11 protein-coding genes are annotated in these 17,197 nt (G+C 50.3%); 8 read left to right on the forward strand and 3 right to left on the reverse strand.

Annotated elements, in window-relative coordinates:
• Positions 1 to 104 precede the first annotated feature (104 nt).
• The 3 genes from ELR70_RS09205 to ELR70_RS09215 all read left to right on the forward strand — a co-directional run bounded on the left by ELR70_RS09205 (position 105) and on the right by ELR70_RS09215 (position 3,076).
• Positions 105 to 887, forward strand: coding sequence for an AraC family transcriptional regulator (locus ELR70_RS09205; protein ID WP_054017243.1), 783 nt, complete (start codon positions 105 to 107; stop codon positions 885 to 887).
• A gap of 69 nt (positions 888 to 956) precedes the next feature.
• Positions 957 to 2,465, forward strand: a complete 1,509-nt coding sequence (locus tag ELR70_RS09210; protein ID WP_054017242.1) for a serine hydrolase — start codon at positions 957 to 959, stop codon at positions 2,463 to 2,465.
• A 74-nt stretch (positions 2,466 to 2,539) separates the two neighbouring features.
• The gene (locus ELR70_RS09215) at positions 2,540 to 3,076 is read left to right on the forward strand and encodes an ATP-binding protein (protein ID WP_200908227.1); all 537 of its coding nucleotides are present in this window, start codon (positions 2,540 to 2,542) and stop codon (positions 3,074 to 3,076) included.
• On the opposite strand, the gene ELR70_RS09220 is transcribed toward ELR70_RS09215, so the two are convergent.
• On the reverse strand, positions 3,062 to 8,626 hold the full coding sequence (locus tag ELR70_RS09220) for a response regulator (RefSeq protein WP_054017241.1): 5,565 nt from the start codon (positions 8,624 to 8,626) through the stop codon (positions 3,062 to 3,064). The two genes, ELR70_RS09215 and ELR70_RS09220, sit on opposite strands and share 15 nt — an antisense overlap.
• A gap of 156 nt (positions 8,627 to 8,782) precedes the next feature.
• Here ELR70_RS09220 and ELR70_RS09225 point away from each other — a divergent pair, with 156 nt between their 5' ends.
• Complete coding sequence (locus ELR70_RS09225) at positions 8,783 to 10,312, forward strand: response regulator (protein ID WP_054017240.1); 1,530 nt, start codon at positions 8,783 to 8,785, stop codon at positions 10,310 to 10,312.
• A gap of 42 nt (positions 10,313 to 10,354) precedes the next feature.
• Here the strand turns inward: ELR70_RS09225 and cysZ are convergent, their stop codons facing one another.
• Positions 10,355 to 11,083, reverse strand: coding sequence for a sulfate transporter CysZ (cysZ, locus tag ELR70_RS09230; protein WP_054017239.1), 729 nt, complete (start codon positions 11,081 to 11,083; stop codon positions 10,355 to 10,357).
• A gap of 253 nt (positions 11,084 to 11,336) precedes the next feature.
• Between cysZ and ELR70_RS09235 the strand changes: the two genes are divergently transcribed.
• Positions 11,337 to 11,612 (forward strand): hypothetical protein, encoded by a 276-nt coding sequence (locus ELR70_RS09235; protein ID WP_054017238.1) that lies wholly within the window; start codon positions 11,337 to 11,339, stop codon positions 11,610 to 11,612.
• Positions 11,613 to 11,838: 226 nt separating this feature from the next.
• On the forward strand, positions 11,839 to 12,441 hold the full coding sequence (locus ELR70_RS09240; protein WP_054017237.1) for a CBS domain-containing protein: 603 nt from the start codon (positions 11,839 to 11,841) through the stop codon (positions 12,439 to 12,441).
• 134 nt (positions 12,442 to 12,575) lie between these two features.
• On the opposite strand, the gene ELR70_RS09245 is transcribed toward ELR70_RS09240, so the two are convergent.
• Positions 12,576 to 12,872 carry a hypothetical protein gene (locus tag ELR70_RS09245; protein ID WP_054017236.1) on the reverse strand — a complete coding sequence of 99 codons (297 nt, stop codon included), beginning with the start codon at positions 12,870 to 12,872 and terminating at the stop codon, positions 12,576 to 12,578.
• Positions 12,873 to 13,006: 134 nt separating this feature from the next.
• Between ELR70_RS09245 and ELR70_RS09250 the strand changes: the two genes are divergently transcribed.
• Positions 13,007 to 13,738 (forward strand): RNA methyltransferase, encoded by a 732-nt coding sequence (locus ELR70_RS09250; RefSeq protein WP_054017235.1) that lies wholly within the window; start codon positions 13,007 to 13,009, stop codon positions 13,736 to 13,738.
• 48 nt (positions 13,739 to 13,786) lie between these two features.
• The gene (locus tag ELR70_RS09255) at positions 13,787 to 17,194 is read left to right on the forward strand and encodes an AAA family ATPase (protein WP_054017234.1); all 3,408 of its coding nucleotides are present in this window, start codon (positions 13,787 to 13,789) and stop codon (positions 17,192 to 17,194) included.
• Positions 17,195 to 17,197: the final 3 nt, after the last annotated feature.

Genomic DNA, 17,197 nt, shown 5'->3' on the forward strand with positions numbered 1-17,197 from the left:
TGCCGCCTTCATTTTACTTGTTTTATTTCCCGCAATATTTTCTTACGCTCTTGTTTTTGCACTTTGCTGTTATTTAAATAAAATCAGCAGCAAAGGAGTAACTGATGACAAGACTACTGCAGCACACTGTGTCTCCTCAGCTAAAGGCAACGCTGAGCTATTATGCGCCAGGCAGCATGATGCCTGCACATCGACATGATCATGCACAGTTATCCGTGCTGCTCAGTGGCGGCTTGCGTGAGCAAACTGAGCAGTCGGCTTTCGATATAGCAACGCCGGGATTATGTTTTAAGCCGCAGCATATTTTGCACAGCGATCAATACGGTGCTCAGGGTACGCTGATCTTCTCGTTTTCCTTGTCACCTGAGCTGCTTACCCGGTTTGATAAATTAACTTCACCTCGATATCAGTGGCAGTCTCGGCTGACTGCAGGCCCCCGGACAGGGCAGGCATCTTATTTACAGGCGTTGTATCATGGTCAGTTAGATACGTTGCATGACCTGTTCTGGGACACACTGAGTGAATGTGGTATCCCTCAACATACCGTCAGAGAGCGGCAGCGACCCGACTGGCTGGTGCGAGCTAAAAAGTTGCTGGAAGAGGCCGAACAGCCAGTGTCACTTAGCGAATTGGCAACACAGCAAGGGATCCATCCGGTGTATTTTTCCCGTGCATTTAAACAATACTTTCATATTTCTGCCAGTGCATATCAACAACAGCTGCAGTTGAGTAAAGCACTGCGCTCGATGACTCAAGGCCTGCCCTTGAGTGATAGCGCATTTCATGCCGGTTTTTCCGATCAGAGTCATATGAGCAGAGCTATGACGAGCAGGTTAGGTCTGTCACCCGGGAAACTTCAAAAGTTGTTTCATAGCAAAACAGGTTAAATCTGTTCAATACAGTGCTAAATCAGCAAGCTAGGATATGCACAAAATAATAACCATCCGGAAATCATTATGAAATTACACGCACTACTCACTTTAGCTTGTGCACTGACGCTGAATCCCCTCTCTGCATTGGCAGCCACACCGCAACAGGCTGCAGATTATATTGCCGATTATATCGAGCGTACACCGGAGCTTGGCCCAGGATTTGGTATGGTGGTGGTTAATCAGGATAAGGTGTTGCTCAATAAAGTATGGGGGAAGCGCAGGGCTGGTACCAATTTGCCTGTCACGCCACAGACACCGCTTTACATTGCTTCTCAGACAAAAGCCTATATGGGGCTGGTTGCCGCTCACCTGCATCATCAAAAGGTGCTTGATCTGTACGCACCTCTTAGTCAGTTTTGGCCTGCCAGCAGTTTTCCCGAAGGAGTTGATGCCAAACAGTGGCGTTTAATTGATTTGCTCTCTCACCAGGTACCTGTCAGTGCGGATTTTGTAACTGAAATGGAGGCCTATATGACGGAAGTGGCGGTCGATGACTATCCATGGCTTATCAAGCGGTATGGTAAAAAACGCGATGAAGGATTCGAGTATGACAACCTTGGGTATAATATTTACGGGGCAATCTTACAACAGGTAACTGGTCGCAGCTGGCAGGACTGGCTTGCAAAGGTACTGTTTAAGCCATTTAACATGCCGCACAGTTCAGCGCGTACATCAGACTTTGCGGCTAACGAGGTTGCCTGGAACCATATCTGGCAGGGAAGTGAAGCGGGGTGGAAAGCGGTTCCGCCAAAAACCGATGCAATGATGCACTCTGCAGGTGGTATAGTCACCTCTACCTCAGACATAGCACATTGGTTGCAACTGAATTTGTCCGCGGGTAAGGGCAATATTTCTGCCGCGGATCTGGCACTGTCACATCAGCAGGCGGTAGCGCTTGACCCGCAAGCGCGCAATGTTTACCGGATCCCCTGTCATGGTTATTCACTTGGATGGAATATCTGCACCTTTAAAGGTTACTCTGTGCTGATCCATGGTGGTGGCTATACCGGCTCACGTTCTTTGATGGCCATTGTGCCAGAGCTAAAAATAGGACTGGCGACTTTTTCGAACTCAGACAATATGACGGGCCGTTATACCATTCAGACGATTAAGCAGTATTTGTTGTATTTGCTGGATGCACCTGAATATAAAACCGCTGAGCGGGAAAATCTGAGCACTTATCAGGACAAAGTCGCCAAACTGCTTAATCGACGTCAACAACGCCTGAATGATGCCGAGCAAGCTGAACACTGGCAGCAGTGGCGTTATACGCCTTCAAAAAAAGAGCTAGCAAACTATGCCGGACACTATCGCGGTGACAATGCTTACCTCGATCTGACTTTGACAGTAAAGGGTGACCATCTGAGCGGACAGAGTTTTGACTATCATTTTATGCTCAAACCGGCTACTCAAGCTCGGTTTGCACTCTATGATGTGCCGTTTGCTCAGCCTCAGCCTGTCGAATTTATACTGAATGAAGAAGGGAAGCCTGTCAGCCTGGAGTGGGCAGGTCGGGTTTATCAGCGTCTGTAGGTAGAGTGGATGTGTTGTGGTTCACTTCCACAGTAGTTGACCCAGGTGTGTAATATGTTAAAACTGACCTTTCGATGACATTACACAAGGACGGCACAGTGGCACAACACGGCACACTCTATTATTTATGCGGCAAGATGGGGGCTGGCAAATCCACCTTGTCGCGTCAGCTGGCTCAGGAGCATCAGGCGGTGGTGTTGTCGGAGGATGACTGGCTGGCGGCGCATTACCCGGGCCAAATTCAAACCTTCGATGATTACATCGATAAGTCCCGGCTAATCAAACCTTTTATTAAAGCGCATGTGCAAAGCCTGTTGCAGCTGGGGCTGAATGTGGTGATGGATTTTCCGGCTAACACCCGACGGCAACGCACCTGGTTTGTTGAGCTGAGCGAAGCGGTACAGGCCAAACATCAACTTTACTATCTGGATGTCAGTGATGAGCAATGTCTCGCCCAGCTGGCCAAGCGCCGGGTTGAACAGCCGGTGCGAGCCCACTTTGATACCGAAGCGGTGTTTTATCAGGTTAGCCAGTATTTTGAACCACCTGAGGAAAGTGAAAACCTGACCTTAGTACAAGTAACGGACGTCAGCGGCTCAGACGTCCAGTGAGGATGCCAGCTGTTGCTCAAGTGCAGTCAAAGTTTCTTCTGCGCCATCAAAATCAAAATCCTCAATCTGGTTAAAGAGTTGCTCAGCGAGGGGCTGCTGGGGTGTGCCGCTTAGCGCCTCCAGTAATGTATCAGCCCGGTCGCTGGCATCCATATCCGAATCACTGATCAGTGCTTTGAGTTCAGCCAGTAAAGCCGTTATATCAATGTGCTGATGTGCGTTTTCTGAATGACCTGCCTCGCTGGGAGGGTCTATGTCCTGCGACTTACCCAGTGCCAGCGTCATTGCATCAATCAGTGCAGTCAGGCAGGGGAGTAGCTCATCCATTATGGCTTGTATCGGTGCATTGTTGGCACAGGCGGTTTCTAACTCAGCGGCCAGCTGTGCCACCTGAACAGCCCCGATATTACCAGCGCTGCCTTTGAGTGTATGGGCGCACCGCATCGGGCCCTGTGGATCTGTGTCCGTGTGTGACTGGGCTTCGACAAAGGCTTGTTCAAATTGCGCCTGTTTATCACAAAATCGTCCCAGCAGCTTTTTGTACAGGGCTGAGTCGCCTTCGCTGATGGCGAGTCCCGTCTGGGTATCCAGCCCGGCTATCGCAGCTAAGTCCTTCGATGCATCCGTGGATGCTGGCAATGTCTGTTCGCTGGTGGCTGGTATATCCGCAGGTCGAGTCGGGGTTATCCAGCGGGTTAGGGTGGCAAACATTTTGCGTGGGTTCAGGGGTTTTTCAATGATGTCGTTCATGCCACATTCCAGCGCCTTTTGGCGATTATCCAGCATCACACTGGCGGTCATGGCTATGACCGGCAGGTCCTGCCATCCGGGTTGCTGGCGGATAGCTTCAGTTGCACTGTAGCCGTCCATCACTGGCATCTGGCAGTCCATGAGCACACCATCGTAGTCACGCTGGTGCAGCATCTCCAGTGCCTGTTGGCCGTGCTCAGCTACATCAACCTCAATGCCATTTTTTTCTAATAAGGCAATGGCCAGCTCCTGATTAAGGTCGTTATCTTCAACCAACAGTAGGTGTGCGCCCGCGACAGCGTTGGGGTGTTCGTCGGCACTCGTATCGTGTTGCTCGCAGGTACTAGGATCGCCAAACAGGCTAAGCAGGCAGGCGGCAAGTGGCTTGGGGAAAACCGGCTTTGACAAGGTATAGCTGACCTCGCTTTGTGCCATTTCTCCACCGTGATTCAGCAGTATGACGGGGAGTTTTGCGCGCACTGAGTCGGGTAAGATATCCAGGCTACGACTGTCCGCCAGAATGAATTGCGCGTGCGTCAAAGCAGGCGCTTCATTGTCTAAGGTGTCCCGGCTGATGGCCTCTGCGCTGATCCCAAAAACATGCAGGTAGCGTTTTAGTGTGCTTGCAGCGTACTGATTATCATCGAGGATCACCGCGTGTTGCACGGACAACTCAGGTAAACGGGTATCGCAGTTATCACATAGCCGCACCACAATATCAAAAGCAAAGGTACTGCCTTCACCGGCAATACTCTGGCAGCTGATCTGACCGCCCATCAGCTCCACCAGCTTTTTACAAATCGCCAGTCCCAGGCCTGTTCCTCCGTATTTACGTGTCGTTGAAGTATCCGCCTGGCTAAAAGATTTAAAGAGTTTCTGCTGTTGTTCATCGGTCATGCCAATACCGGTGTCTATAACCGCAAATGCCAGTGTGAGGGTATCTTTATCGCCTGCCTGTGGTGACACATCGATGATCACATCACCGCCCTTATCGGTGAACTTAATCGCATTACTGCCTAAGTTTAATAATATCTGTGAGATCCGCAGCGGGTCGCCTACCAGACGTGCCGGGATCCCAGGATCCAGCATCACACAAAGCTCAATGTCCTTTTCCCGGGCCTTGATAGCCAGCAGATCTATGCTTTGCGTCAGGGTTTCTTCCAGATCAAACTCAATGGCTTCAATATCGAGCCGTCCCGCTTCAATTTTAGAAAAATCGAGAATGTCATTGATGATCCCAAGGAGCGACTCGGCACTGCGATTGATTTTCTCGACATAATTACGTTGCTGACGATCCAAAGTGGTTTGCAGGGCCAGATAGCTCATACCTATGATGGCGTTCATAGGAGTACGGATCTCATGGGACATATTCGATAAAAAGTCGGACTTGGCCTGAGTGGCGCTTTCCGCTTTATCCTTGGCTTTTTGCAGCGCCACTTGCAGCGCTTTGGCGTCGCTGATATCCATATTAATACCAAACACTTCCTTGCCACCGGGACCATGTTTGGCGACCACACTGCGACCAATACTAAGGATCCACTTCCAGCTGCCATCGGCACATTTCATACGCATTTCATGACGAAAGGTATCGCTTTCACCACGCGCATGGGCCAATAGTGCGTCTTCGGTGGCACTGAGGTCGTCCGGGTGAATGAGCTGGTGCCAGCGTGCAATGCTAGGGCCGTACAGCTGCTCCAGCTCATCGTACTGGTAGCCCAGCATTTCTGACCAGACATCGTTAGTGATCAGTTGTCCACTACTGATATCCCATTCCCAGGTGCCGGCATTGGCACCTGACATTGCCAGCTCCAGCCGCTGTTCAGCTTCTTTGAGTTCGCCATAGGATAAGGAGTTGGCCAGAGCCACAGCGAGGTGATTGGCAACGACACGTAATATCGCGCGCTGTGCCCGGGTGAGCGCGTGCTGATGGTTAAATTGTAGGGTAAACACGCCCAGCACTTCGCCATCGACTATCAGCGGAGCACAAAATACAGTTTGTGTGGCAGTGCCATGAAGATTGTCAGCGGCATCTAACGCCAGTTTGTGCCAGTCTTGCGGGCTGGCAGCATAAACCTGAGTGGCCTCTTTGACACAGTACACATCGGCGCCCCGGCTGGTGCTCAGTTTGCTGATCAACGCTGCAAACGGCTCGTCATCTTGTACGGCGTAGATGTAATCTATGTACTGCTGCTCGCGATGATAAATGCCCACCGCACAAAACTCACAGGGCAGAGTTTGCTTGAGGTGTTGATAAATGGTTTCGCAAATGACTTTCATGTCGTAGGTTGCCGCCACTTCTTTACCCACTTCGCCTAATACCACCAGATCCTGAGTGCGTTGTGCGACTTTCTGTTCCAGTTTTAGGCTGGCAAGGCGCAGTCTGCGCTCCCTGATATGCACTATGGTCACTATCGAGATGATGAGCACAGCAGGCAGCAGCACTTTAAACCACAGGGTTTCATACCAGGCAGGCAAAGAGATGATAGGTAAGCCAATAGGCGTATCATTCCAGACACCATGATTATTGCTCCCCACAACCTGCAGCACATATTCGCCAGGCTCAAGTGAGCGGTAACTGGCGCGGGGTGTATCTGTGATTGTGCTCCACTGTGCATCGTGCCCCAGCAACTTATAGCGATAGCGGTTATCTTCTGTGGCATGGTAATCTAGTGCGGCAAAGTAGACGGTCAGGTTTCTGTCTCTATGTGTAAACTCAATACCGCTATCGAGTTTGTTAATTCGCTCCCCATCGCGCTCAGCATGGGTAAAAACCAGTGGCGGCGGGGAAATATTGACGTAGACCGTGAGCGGGTTAAACCCAGTGATACCATCTATGCTACCAAACAGGATCTGTTCATTATAGGTGACAAACGAGCGCGCCAGAAAGTGGTTGTTGCCCAGTCCGTCATGGGTTGTAAACTGATGAAAGATCCCACTGAGTGGATCAAGCTGAAAGACGCCGCCAGAGGTTGCCAGCCACAGTAATCCCAGTTCATCGGCGACAATGGATTTCACCGCAAAATTGGCTTGAGATGTGGTGTTACTAAAACGCTTAAACTGCCCACCATCCAGTGTATAACGAGTTATTCCATTATTGCTGGCAAACCACAGGTTACGGCCGCTCTGAATACCCTGATTGATATGGCGGCCATCCAGACTGGTGGGGGTGTTATCGGGCAGGTAGTGCTGTATTTGTGTTAAGTCCGGGCTCAGGCGAAACAGGCCATCCCCATCGCTGCCTATCCAGACTTGACTGTCACTGTCGAACAGCACAAAAGTCGGATCCGTATTGGGCAGGAAGTATTGTACTTCGCCGCTTGGTGGGTGCCAGCGTGTGACTCTGCGCTCACCAGCTATGATCAGCCACACCCACCCCTGAGCATCAAAGTTGATATAATCGACGGGTGAGCCCTCTCGCACTCCGGCTGGCATAAAGGGAGTTAAAGTACGATCTAGCTCATCGACTTTAAACAGACCAAAATTGGTGCCTGCATACAGCTGACCTTCGGTATCCCGGTTGAGGTGATGTACTCTGAGGCGATAGTCGCCCGTTAGCTCCTCGGGTGACGCGAACGGGGTAAATTGCCCGTGACCATCAAAATGTACTAAGCCACGACCGGTACCAAGCCATACACCGCCTTCAATGGCCTTTGCCATACTCAGTACCTGATTAAATAGCCCAGAAAGCTGTTGGTCTGCCAAAAAGTGATGCCAGGCTTTAAAAGCAGGCGGGTGGGGGAATACTTTAATAACACCTGAGTAGCGCGTAGCCGCCCACATCAGCCCGGTCTGATCAATTAATACCTGGCGAACATCGCGGTTTTGCAGTAAAGCCAGTTTGCCGTCCTGTGCTGTGGGTATAAATTTCTCTTGCAATGGAGAAAAGTGGTAGATACCGGCAAAGGTCGACAGCAGAATATCGCCCTGGTGGTGTAACAGGCTGGATACACTGGGCAGGCTGTGATCATGGAGCTGATAGGTATGAAAACGTTCAGCATCCGGGTCAAAGCGTCCAAAGCTGGTGCGGGTGGCTACCCAGAGTCGGCCATCGGCAGCAACGGAGACTTGTCGGACTTCCGGATGATCCAGCGACTGCGGGGCAACCTTAAATGCGCTGAACTGGCCACTTTGGCGGTCAAGTCGGTAAAGTCCGTCTGAGGTAGCACACCAGATAGCACCATCCTGCGCTTCGGTAATACTCCACACTCGGTCGTTGCCCAGGCTCGTTGGGTTGTCCGGGTCGTGGACAAAACGCTCGAAGCCGCTGCCATCTGATTTGAGACGATTGAGTCCACCGCCATTGGTGCCAACCCAAAGACTGCCATCCTCACTTTCGAACAGGGCTTGTACTTTGTCTGCTCCCAGAGACTGTGGATTGTTGGGGTCATGGCGAAAATGCTGAAACCCTTGCTGTGCACCTAAAAACAGGTTCAGGCCACCGCCCCAGGTACCGGCCCACAAACGGCCACGGCTATCAAACAGTAACACACTGACACTGTCGGCTGACAGCGAGCTGGGGTCGTTTGGGTCATGTCTAAAGTTACTGAACTGATAGCCATCGTAGCGCTTAATGCCATCGGCGCTGCCAAACCACATAAACCCTTGCTGATCTTTGCTCACGGCGTAGATCTGGGGCGTGTTCAAGCCGTTATAGGTGGCGATATTTTCAATCTTGAGGGTGGTAGCCAGTACTTTTTGTGCGAATAAAGCACATAAGATCCATTTCACCGCTAAACTAACAGTGAATGCTAAACCCCAGCGCGTTGGTCGGGTTGTGCTTGAGACAGAGGTGACGGGCATAGTGTTTGGCCTGCTGGCTGGTCCATTGAATCGCTGTACAAATGTTAGACAGATATTAGAAACCTGTGCACAATAATAGCAAATAAATTTTCTGACCTTGCAACACCTTAACTGTGCCAAGCCTCATGCTGAGGCAATGAGCTTTAGGAGAGAACAATGGATAATGGCAGTGCAGTAACCACTATGACTATTCTGGTTGTTGAGGCGCACGAAACCATTCGTTCTATGGTGGCTAATATTGTGACTGGCCTTGGGCGGGTCAATGTATTGCAAAGCCCCAATGGTGCCGATGCACTTGATAAGCTGCAGTATCAGGATATCCACCTCATAATTGCCGACTGGATGTTGCCTAAGTTGGCAGGTATCGACTTGTTAAAAGAAGTCAGAAAAAACCCGCGTACTGCTGCGATTCCTTTTGTCATGACTGCTACCTCCATTCAACAATCTCAGGTGTTGCAGGCCATAAAATGTGGCGTGTCTGAATATGTGGTCAAACCCTTTTCCAGCAAAATCATGTTGGAGCGATTGCGTCGGGCTCTGAATAAACCGGTCAGGCCCTACCATGGAGAAATGAGCGAAGAAGAAACCGTTGTAGAGCAACCCATTCAGGTGCTGGTGGTCGATGATGTGGCAGACAATATTAAAATTATCGGTGATGTGCTGCGTAAAGAATACAAAGTCAAAGCGGCGTTGAGCGGCGCAAAGGCATTGCAGATCTGCGCAGCAGAGCCACAACCGGACCTGGTTTTACTGGATATTATGATGCCGGGTATGGATGGGCTGGAGGTCTGCCGTCGTCTTAAAGACGATCCTCACACCCAGCATATTACGGTGATTTTTTTAACCGCGCTGGAGCAAACGGAGCATGTGGTACGGGGGCTTGAACTGGGAGCGGTCGACTATATTACCAAGCCTGCGAACCCGTCGGTGGTTAAATCCCGGGTGCGAGCGCATTGTCGTAATATAGAATCGAATCGTCTGATGCGTGCACAGATAGACGCCATGCTGGATAATGCAAGATTGCGGGATGAGTTTGACAGCCTGACGCAGACTAATCTTGCCAAACCGGTATCGGATATTCGCAGTTCAACGGCGATGTTGGCAAGGCACATCAAAGACCCGGAGCGTGCCAGACGTTACCTGAGCTTTATTCAGCATAGCTGTTTACGGCTTCAGCATGCTATGGACAGCATGTCAGCGTTGGCAAAAATTGAAGCCAATGAGTATCGCCTCAATCCGGTCACTCACCCTTTGCACAAAGTCATAGAAGCAGTACTGGAAGACTTAGCCCCGCTGGTTGAAGCCTCAAAAATCCAGCTCCGCACTGTGGTATCTAAAGATCTATTGTTTTTTGGTGAACCGGCTTTGTGTTACACCTTATTCCATAATCTTATCAGCAATGCGCTGGAAGCGGTTAAGACCAAGCCCCTGGTGACCATCAGTGCACAGCCTGCGGAGCAACAGCTGACGGTGATCATTCAAAATCCCGATCCGGTGCCGGACGGTGTCAGAACGCGTTTTTTCGATAAGTTTGTGACTTTTGGTAAGCCTGACAGAGCAGGTGTGGGTACTTACACCGCCAAATTGCTCGTCGAAGCGCAGCAGGGCCAGATAGATTTTAACACCGATGAGCAAAGAGGCACTGAGGTGACGGTCAGTTTGCCCTTAGGAGAAAAAGCAAACTAGCCTCCTGGGTAGCACTTATGCTCAGGAGGCTAGTATTAGCGGTTAGTTACGAAATTGGGGGCGGTAATTCTCGACCCACAATTTGGTTGCGCCACATACCGCTGCCGGCATCACAATCAAATTAACAATCGGAATGCTGGTTAACACCATGACCGCAAACCCAAAACCATAAGACAGCCCCTGGTGTGCTTTTAAAGTGTCTTTCATCTCTTTAAAAGAGACTTTGTGATTGTCGAAGGGGTAGTCGTTGTACTGTACGTTGTACATCCAGCATGAAAACAACACCCAGAGTATCTGACCAATGAAGGGGAGCATCCACAGCAGGATAAAAAAGCCTATGGCACGCGGCAGGTAGTAAACCAGTTTGCTCCATTCGCGGCCCAGCATACGTGGCACATCTTTAACTAAATCGGCGAAACCATCATCATTAATTTTTTGCCCGGTCAGATGTAGCTCGACTTTTTCGGACAGCAAGCCATTGAATGGCGCAGCAATAAAGTTGGTGATAACGGTAAACACCATGCTGTAACTGAATAAAATCACTAACACAGCAATGGGCCACATTAACCACTCCAGCCAGCTTAGCCAGTCAGGCAGTAGTTCATTCAGATAGGCAAAGCCTTGTGTCAGCCAGTCATATAGGAAAAACAACGAGCCGCCAAATAGCAACACATTGATAAGCAAAGGAATAAATACAAAGCGTTTAAGTCCTTTTTGGCTCAGTAAGGAAAAGCCCGCGACAAAATACTCCATACCTTTGGTCAGTTGCATTGAAATACCTCTGTATTTAAAGTTCTATGCCCATTATAAGGTCAGGTCGATAAAAAAGGGCAGTCTGTTCAGTAACAAATTGTGCATGCCTGTCATCTTATTGTGTTTGCGAAGGTTTCTCGTTAACTAAGCAAAGCGGAACGAGTGTACTTTGGTGTAAGGAAAAATAAATTTACAGATTATTGCGCTTTGCTGGTTGAAACCGCACCTGCTTGCCTATACATTCAAGTTATCGTACTCGGGGAGTTTGCCCATGCAATCGCATTTTTGGTTATTAGCATTGTGTCTGATGGTGTCACTGACAGTGAACGCCGCTGGCAACAGTGCGTCAGTCAAAACTGCGCAGCTGGTAGAGCTTTTATCTGACCCTGACGAAGATAAACTAGACTGCGATTCAGACACTCCTGTACCTGGCTCTGCCAACCTGGAAAATGTGCAACCTGCTCGCGACTTCCCGGATACCGTCAGCTTATATCACCCGTTTACTTGCTATCATCAGGGGATTAGAGCCCCACCTGTTTCAGCCTAAATCACTCATTTCTTATTTGAACTTTGCACGCCTGATGGGCTGTGCCGTGATGTGCTTAAAGTCAGTGCTGCTATTTCCTATGGCTCGCGACTGGCAATGACCTTTGTGTGAAAACACCTAGCCAAATTACAGCGTATAAACTCAGCGTATTATCGCCGGAGTTGACTTGCCTTTGGTTGAACAGGTGTTAAATCGCATTGGTATATTCCCGAAACAGAGGTGAATAATGAATACGTTTAACAGACTTAATACGCTTGATGTGACTGCTGATGTTCCTGTTCAGGTTAACCCTTTACTGGGTGGAGCCGAAGAGAATGGGCTTGATCGCCTGTCGGTATCGGCACAAAAGTATATGCACAATCTGGATGGCCAGAGTGCAGTGTATCTGGACCCGGATACCAGTGTTGATGAAGCCACGCTGGTGCTGAACAAAACCCATGTGGCCTCCATGTTTGTGGCTCACGATGGCGTAGTGCTGGGGATCATTTCCCAGGCCCGACTGGGCAGTCGGCATATTTTAAAAGAGGCTCAGTTGCGTGGCTGCAAGCGCAGTGAGCTTGTTGCCAGCGACGTTATGCTACCGCTTAAAACACTCAAGCAAATAAGTCTGACCGATTTGCGTACAGCGCGCTCTGGTGATGTACTGGTGACCATGGAAGCGCATGGCCTTGATTACTTGCTGGTAACAGCGCCTGAAACTGGCCAGATTTGTGGCTACTTTGATTTGGTGGAGTTGATAAAGGTAGGTGGTCGTTCAGTTAATCAGCTGCGCCCGGCGGAACACTTTAACGACATTGTGGTGTCTGTGCTGCATCACAGCGAGTTGTAAGACCAATCAACCCAGCATAGTCCAACCGATTTATTTCCTAAAGTTAATGTAAATTAACGCCAAGGCACCTGAGGGTGCCTTTTTTATACCAATCAGTTCTTTCAAATTGAACAATGTATTAAGTGAAGCGGGTATTACTCTGGAAATTTAACGCCGTGGCGTTTGGCATACCAGTAGCACAACGGCAGTTCAATCAGGGTAAAGGAAATCACGGTAAACCAGGTCCAGTTCACCTCAAATAAGACCAAAGAAAAAGATAACCCAGAGTCATAGTAGACTGAGCCGACAATAGCCAGTGAAACGACGGTTGCTATCAAATCCTGAATCGAGACCTTTTTTAAATCATTACCAGCGTAACGTGGGTAAATGACAAAATAGGCCAGACATAAAATAATAAGGTTGAGCAGGATGACCTGGAGTTCAATGGACATAAATACAACTTATAGGTATGAAGACGTCCCTATTTTAAGGCGCGCAGTGGCGCTTTGGCAAGCAAGCAGATGGATGAGTCTGCCTTTTCTGTGTTATTGCGGTTATACTTCGCGGGTAAACCAATGAGGTAGGTATGCTGTCGAAAAATCAACAAAAGCTGCTCCGCGCCCTGGCGCAAAAAAAATATCGTAAACAACATGGCCTGTACCTGGTGCAGGGGGCTAAAAATGTTCAGGAACTTCTGAATGCGGGTAAACCGGTTAAACAGATCTTTGCCAGCGCCGATTTTATTGCTGCCAACCGGGCCTTGTTGGAGCCTCATGAGCTGGTGTTGTGCGATGAGGCTGAGTTGAGTAAGGTCAGCACCCTGGTCAGTAACAATGCGGCTATTGCCATTGCTGAGACAGAACCACAGGCAGAGCTGAACACAAGCGGGCTGGTTCTGGCACTGGATGACGTATCCGATCCTGGCAACCTGGGTACCATTATTCGTGTTGCGGATTGGTACGGTTTGCGCCAGATAGTCCTCAGCGAGCACAGTGCCGACCACCTTAATCCCAAAGTGATCAGCGCAACCATGGGTTCTTTTGCGCGGGTTGATGTAATAAGAACAGACCTATGTACCTTGTTAAGTACTTACGATGGCCCGGTTTATGGGGCTTTTCTGGAAGGTCAAAGCGTGCATGCGACGTCATTTGCAACGCGAGGTATTTTGGTGATGGGCAGCGAATCGCATGGTATCAGCGCTGCCGTGGCAGAGCATATTAACCAGCCCATTACTATTCCGGCTTTTGGCGGCGCGGAGTCGCTTAATGTAGCGATGGCCACGGGGATCATCCTTGATAACATGAAACGCCATGGTTAAGGTAGACTGACCTTGAACTATTGCGTTTGTCATTAAGCTGTTATCTCTATGCGCCTGAGCAGCATTAAACTGGCCGGTTTTAAATCCTTTGTAGAGCCGACTAAAATTCCCTTCCCGGAGCCAATGACCTGTGTTGTTGGTCCCAACGGATGCGGCAAGTCCAACGTGATTGATGCTGTGCGCTGGGTGCTGGGTGAAAGCTCCGCCAAAAACCTCCGTGGCGATGCCATGACGGACGTGATCTTCAATGGCTCGACCCACCGTAAACCCGTCTCTCAGGCTTCCGTTGAGCTGCTGTTCGATAACACCGAGGGGCGTTTGCCCGGCTCTATGGCAGACCGCACTCAGGTTGCAATTAAGCGTCTGGTGACTCGCGATGGTCAGTCGCTGTATTTTCTCAATGGCAGTAAATGCCGCAAACGTGACATCACCGATATTTTTCTTGGCACCGGCCTGGGCCCACGCAGTTATGCCATCATAGAGCAGGGGATGATCTCGCGCCTGATAGAGAGCAAACCGCAAGAATTACGCATTTTTTTGGAAGAAGCTGCTGGGGTTTCCAAGTATAAAGAGCGTCGCCGGGAAACTCAGACGCGGATCAAAAGCACCAGAGAGAATCTGGAGCGTCTGCTGGATATGCGTCAGGAGCTGCAAAATCAGCTCGACAGATTGGCCAAACAGGCTGAAGCTGCACGTCAGTACCGTGACCTTAAGGCCGAGGAACGCACCCTTAAAGGCCAGCTGGCAGTGCTAAAATGGCAGGAATTGCATGCCAGGCAGCAGGAAAAAACCAGCCAGATAGCTAAGTTAAACGACAAACTGACTTTTTTAGAGCAAGCCCACGGCGGACATGACGATGTGCTGGCAACCTTTGAGCAACAGGTTACCCACTTCAGTGATGCGCAGACAGAATTACAGCAGCAACTTCATAACACACAAACCCAGTTAACGCGCATTGAACAGCAAAAGATCCACTTGAGCGAAAAACGCCGCGAACTGGCAGATAAACAAACTCAGTTGAGCGAAGAAATTGCGCAGGCTCAGGCGCTTCATGAACAACAACAGCAACATTGCGCAGAGCTTGCTGAGCAATGTGAAGTGCATCAGGAAGCAACACAGATCAGTGCTGAAAAGCTGGCAGAAACCGAGTTGCTCATTGAAGAGAAAATGCAGCAGTTACATGCACATGAAGCAAGCACTCAAACGACACAACAGGCGCTGGAAAAAGCACGTCAGCATACTCAGCAGTGCCAGCTGGCGCTGCAACGCCTGACTCAACAACAACACCACCTGACGCAGCAACAGGCACAACTGACGCAGCAACAAGCACAGCACAGTGCGCAAAACCCGGCTGAGGCGCTCGCTGAGCAACAAACGGTCCATCAGGAGCTGGTCCACGCAATGGCCCTCTCGCAACAAGAAAACCAGCGCCTGGGCGCAGAACTACAACGTCTGAGCGAGGCAAAAGCGGCATTACAGCAAAAGCTTCAGGCGCAACAAGTCAGGCTTGGGCAGGCGCAGGCCCAAGTTCAGGCGCTGGAAAAACTCACCTATGCTCAGCAAGGAGACAGTCAGGACGCGCCAGGAGAACCATTGCTCAGTGTGCTGAGAGTAGAGCCGGGTCTTGAAGCCATCGTAGAGCGTGCCATGTTCGGGCTTGGGTCTTTGCGGATCACTGAACAAGACTATGCCAGCCGTATCTGGGGGGCGCCGGAGGGCGAAAAAACGCCGGGCAGTGTGGCAACGCTTGTGCAGTCAGAAATTTACCCGGACTTTCTCAACCAGATTGCATGGCTGGGGCAGGCTCGTCATTTTAACGTCTGTGGTACTTTCTTTGCCGCTATCGACGATGAAGGCACCTTATATGGTGGCAACTGGCAGGCGCAGGAGGAAGATGGTCAGTCCGGAAGTTTGCTTGCGCACTACAGCGAACTGCGCGTTCATAAGGCCGCGTTACCGGAAATCGAAGCGCAGTTGAGTGAGCTGGAAGCGTCACTGACGCCTTTAGAATCTGCTGTGACAAAGTGCTCACAACAGCTCGAAGCAAACAAGCAAGCAGTCCATGAGGCGGCTAAACAGGTGGCCAGTAGCCAGACTCGGGTGGATATGTTACTCGCTCAGCAAGCCAGCTGGCAGCAGCAAAGCAGTCAGCTTCAGAGTAGTCAGGGCGAGTTGGATGAGCAGGGCGAATTGCTGGTGGCGCAGCATGAAGAGAGTGAGCAGGCCCTGTGGCAGGCACAAGAAGCGCAAGAGCAGCTGCAACTGCAAATGCTCCAGGCGGGCGAGGCACTTGAAGTACTCAAACGGGCACATCAGCAACAGCAACAGCAACAACGCGATATTCAGCAGCAGTACCATCAGGCCAAAATGAAACTCCAGCAGGCGCAAAGTGATGCGCAACTGGGTCAGACTAAACTTAGCCACCTGGTGCAAAGTCTGGAGCAGGGCAGTGAGAACTTGGCTCAGGTACAACAACAATTACATAGCTGTGAGGAGCCAGGTGTTGAACTTGAGCAACAGCAAACAGAGCTGCTGATCCGTCATACTGAACTGGAGCAGGCAGTAAAGGAAACGGCAGCAAAACTGAGTGAAGCAAAACAGCAACTCGCCGATAAACAGCTGGCGCTCAAGGATGCCCAGGCACAAAGCGCGCAGCTTAAAGAGCAACGCCAGCAGTTAGCACTGCAGGAGCAAAGCCTGATGGTGAAGGCGCAGGCCGCACTTGAACCTTTAGTTGAGCTACGTCAGACACTTAAAGACGTATTAGCGCAGTTACCGGAAGATGCGCAGGCGAGCAGTCATCAGGGCAAGCTAACTCGTATTGCGCAACAGTTAAGTTTACTGGGAGCGGTCAACCTTGCGGCGATTGAAGAATTTGATGAGGCGCAGCAGCGCAAGCGTTACCTTGACGAGCAGCTGGATGACCTCAGCGCGGCACTGGAAACGCTCGAAGGTGCCATTCGTAAGATTGACCGCGAAACACGCAGCCGCTTCAAAAGCACCTTTGATCAGGTTAATCAGGACCTGGCGGAGCTGTTTCCTAAAGTGTTTGGCGGCGGTAGTGCCTATCTGGAACTCACCAGCGATGACCTGTTAGAAAGCGGTGTAACCATCATGGCAAGACCGCCGGGTAAGAAAAACTCGACAATTCATCTGTTAAGTGGTGGAGAAAAAGCCCTGACCGCATTATCATTGGTATTTTCAATATTTAGGCTAAATCCGGCTCCTTTTTGTATGCTGGATGAAGTAGATGCACCGCTGGACGATGCGAACGTTGGGCGCTTCTGCCGATTGGTCGAAGAAATGTCGCAAACGGTGCAATTTATTTACATCAGCCACAACAAGGTCGCGATGGAAATGGCGGGCCGGCTGACGGGGGTAACCATGGCGGAACCCGGGGTTTCACGTATGGTTGCCGTAGACATAGAACAAGCAGTGCAAATGGCGCATGCATAATAA

Source organism: Pseudoalteromonas sp. R3 (assembly GCF_004014715.1).
In the GTDB taxonomy this organism is placed as follows: domain Bacteria; phylum Pseudomonadota; class Gammaproteobacteria; order Enterobacterales; family Alteromonadaceae; genus Pseudoalteromonas.

What these genes read in the sequence shown, in the direction of transcription:
- ELR70_RS09205 (WP_054017243.1), top strand. Translation starts at nt 105, where the DNA reads ATGACAAGACTACTGCAGCACACTGTGTCTCCTCAGCTAAAGGCAACG.
- ELR70_RS09210 (WP_054017242.1), top strand. Translation starts at nt 957, where the DNA reads ATGAAATTACACGCACTACTCACTTTAGCTTGTGCACTGACGCTGAAT.
- ELR70_RS09215 (WP_200908227.1), top strand. Translation starts at nt 2,540, where the DNA reads ATGACATTACACAAGGACGGCACAGTGGCACAACACGGCACACTCTAT.
- ELR70_RS09220 (WP_054017241.1), bottom strand. Translation starts at nt 8,626, where the DNA reads ATGCCCGTCACCTCTGTCTCAAGCACAACCCGACCAACGCGCTGGGGT.
- ELR70_RS09225 (WP_054017240.1), top strand. Translation starts at nt 8,783, where the DNA reads ATGGATAATGGCAGTGCAGTAACCACTATGACTATTCTGGTTGTTGAG.
- cysZ (WP_054017239.1), bottom strand. Translation starts at nt 11,083, where the DNA reads ATGCAACTGACCAAAGGTATGGAGTATTTTGTCGCGGGCTTTTCCTTA.
- ELR70_RS09235 (WP_054017238.1), top strand. Translation starts at nt 11,337, where the DNA reads ATGCAATCGCATTTTTGGTTATTAGCATTGTGTCTGATGGTGTCACTG.
- ELR70_RS09240 (WP_054017237.1), top strand. Translation starts at nt 11,839, where the DNA reads ATGAATACGTTTAACAGACTTAATACGCTTGATGTGACTGCTGATGTT.
- ELR70_RS09245 (WP_054017236.1), bottom strand. Translation starts at nt 12,872, where the DNA reads ATGTCCATTGAACTCCAGGTCATCCTGCTCAACCTTATTATTTTATGT.
- ELR70_RS09250 (WP_054017235.1), top strand. Translation starts at nt 13,007, where the DNA reads ATGCTGTCGAAAAATCAACAAAAGCTGCTCCGCGCCCTGGCGCAAAAA.
- ELR70_RS09255 (WP_054017234.1), top strand. Translation starts at nt 13,787, where the DNA reads ATGCGCCTGAGCAGCATTAAACTGGCCGGTTTTAAATCCTTTGTAGAG.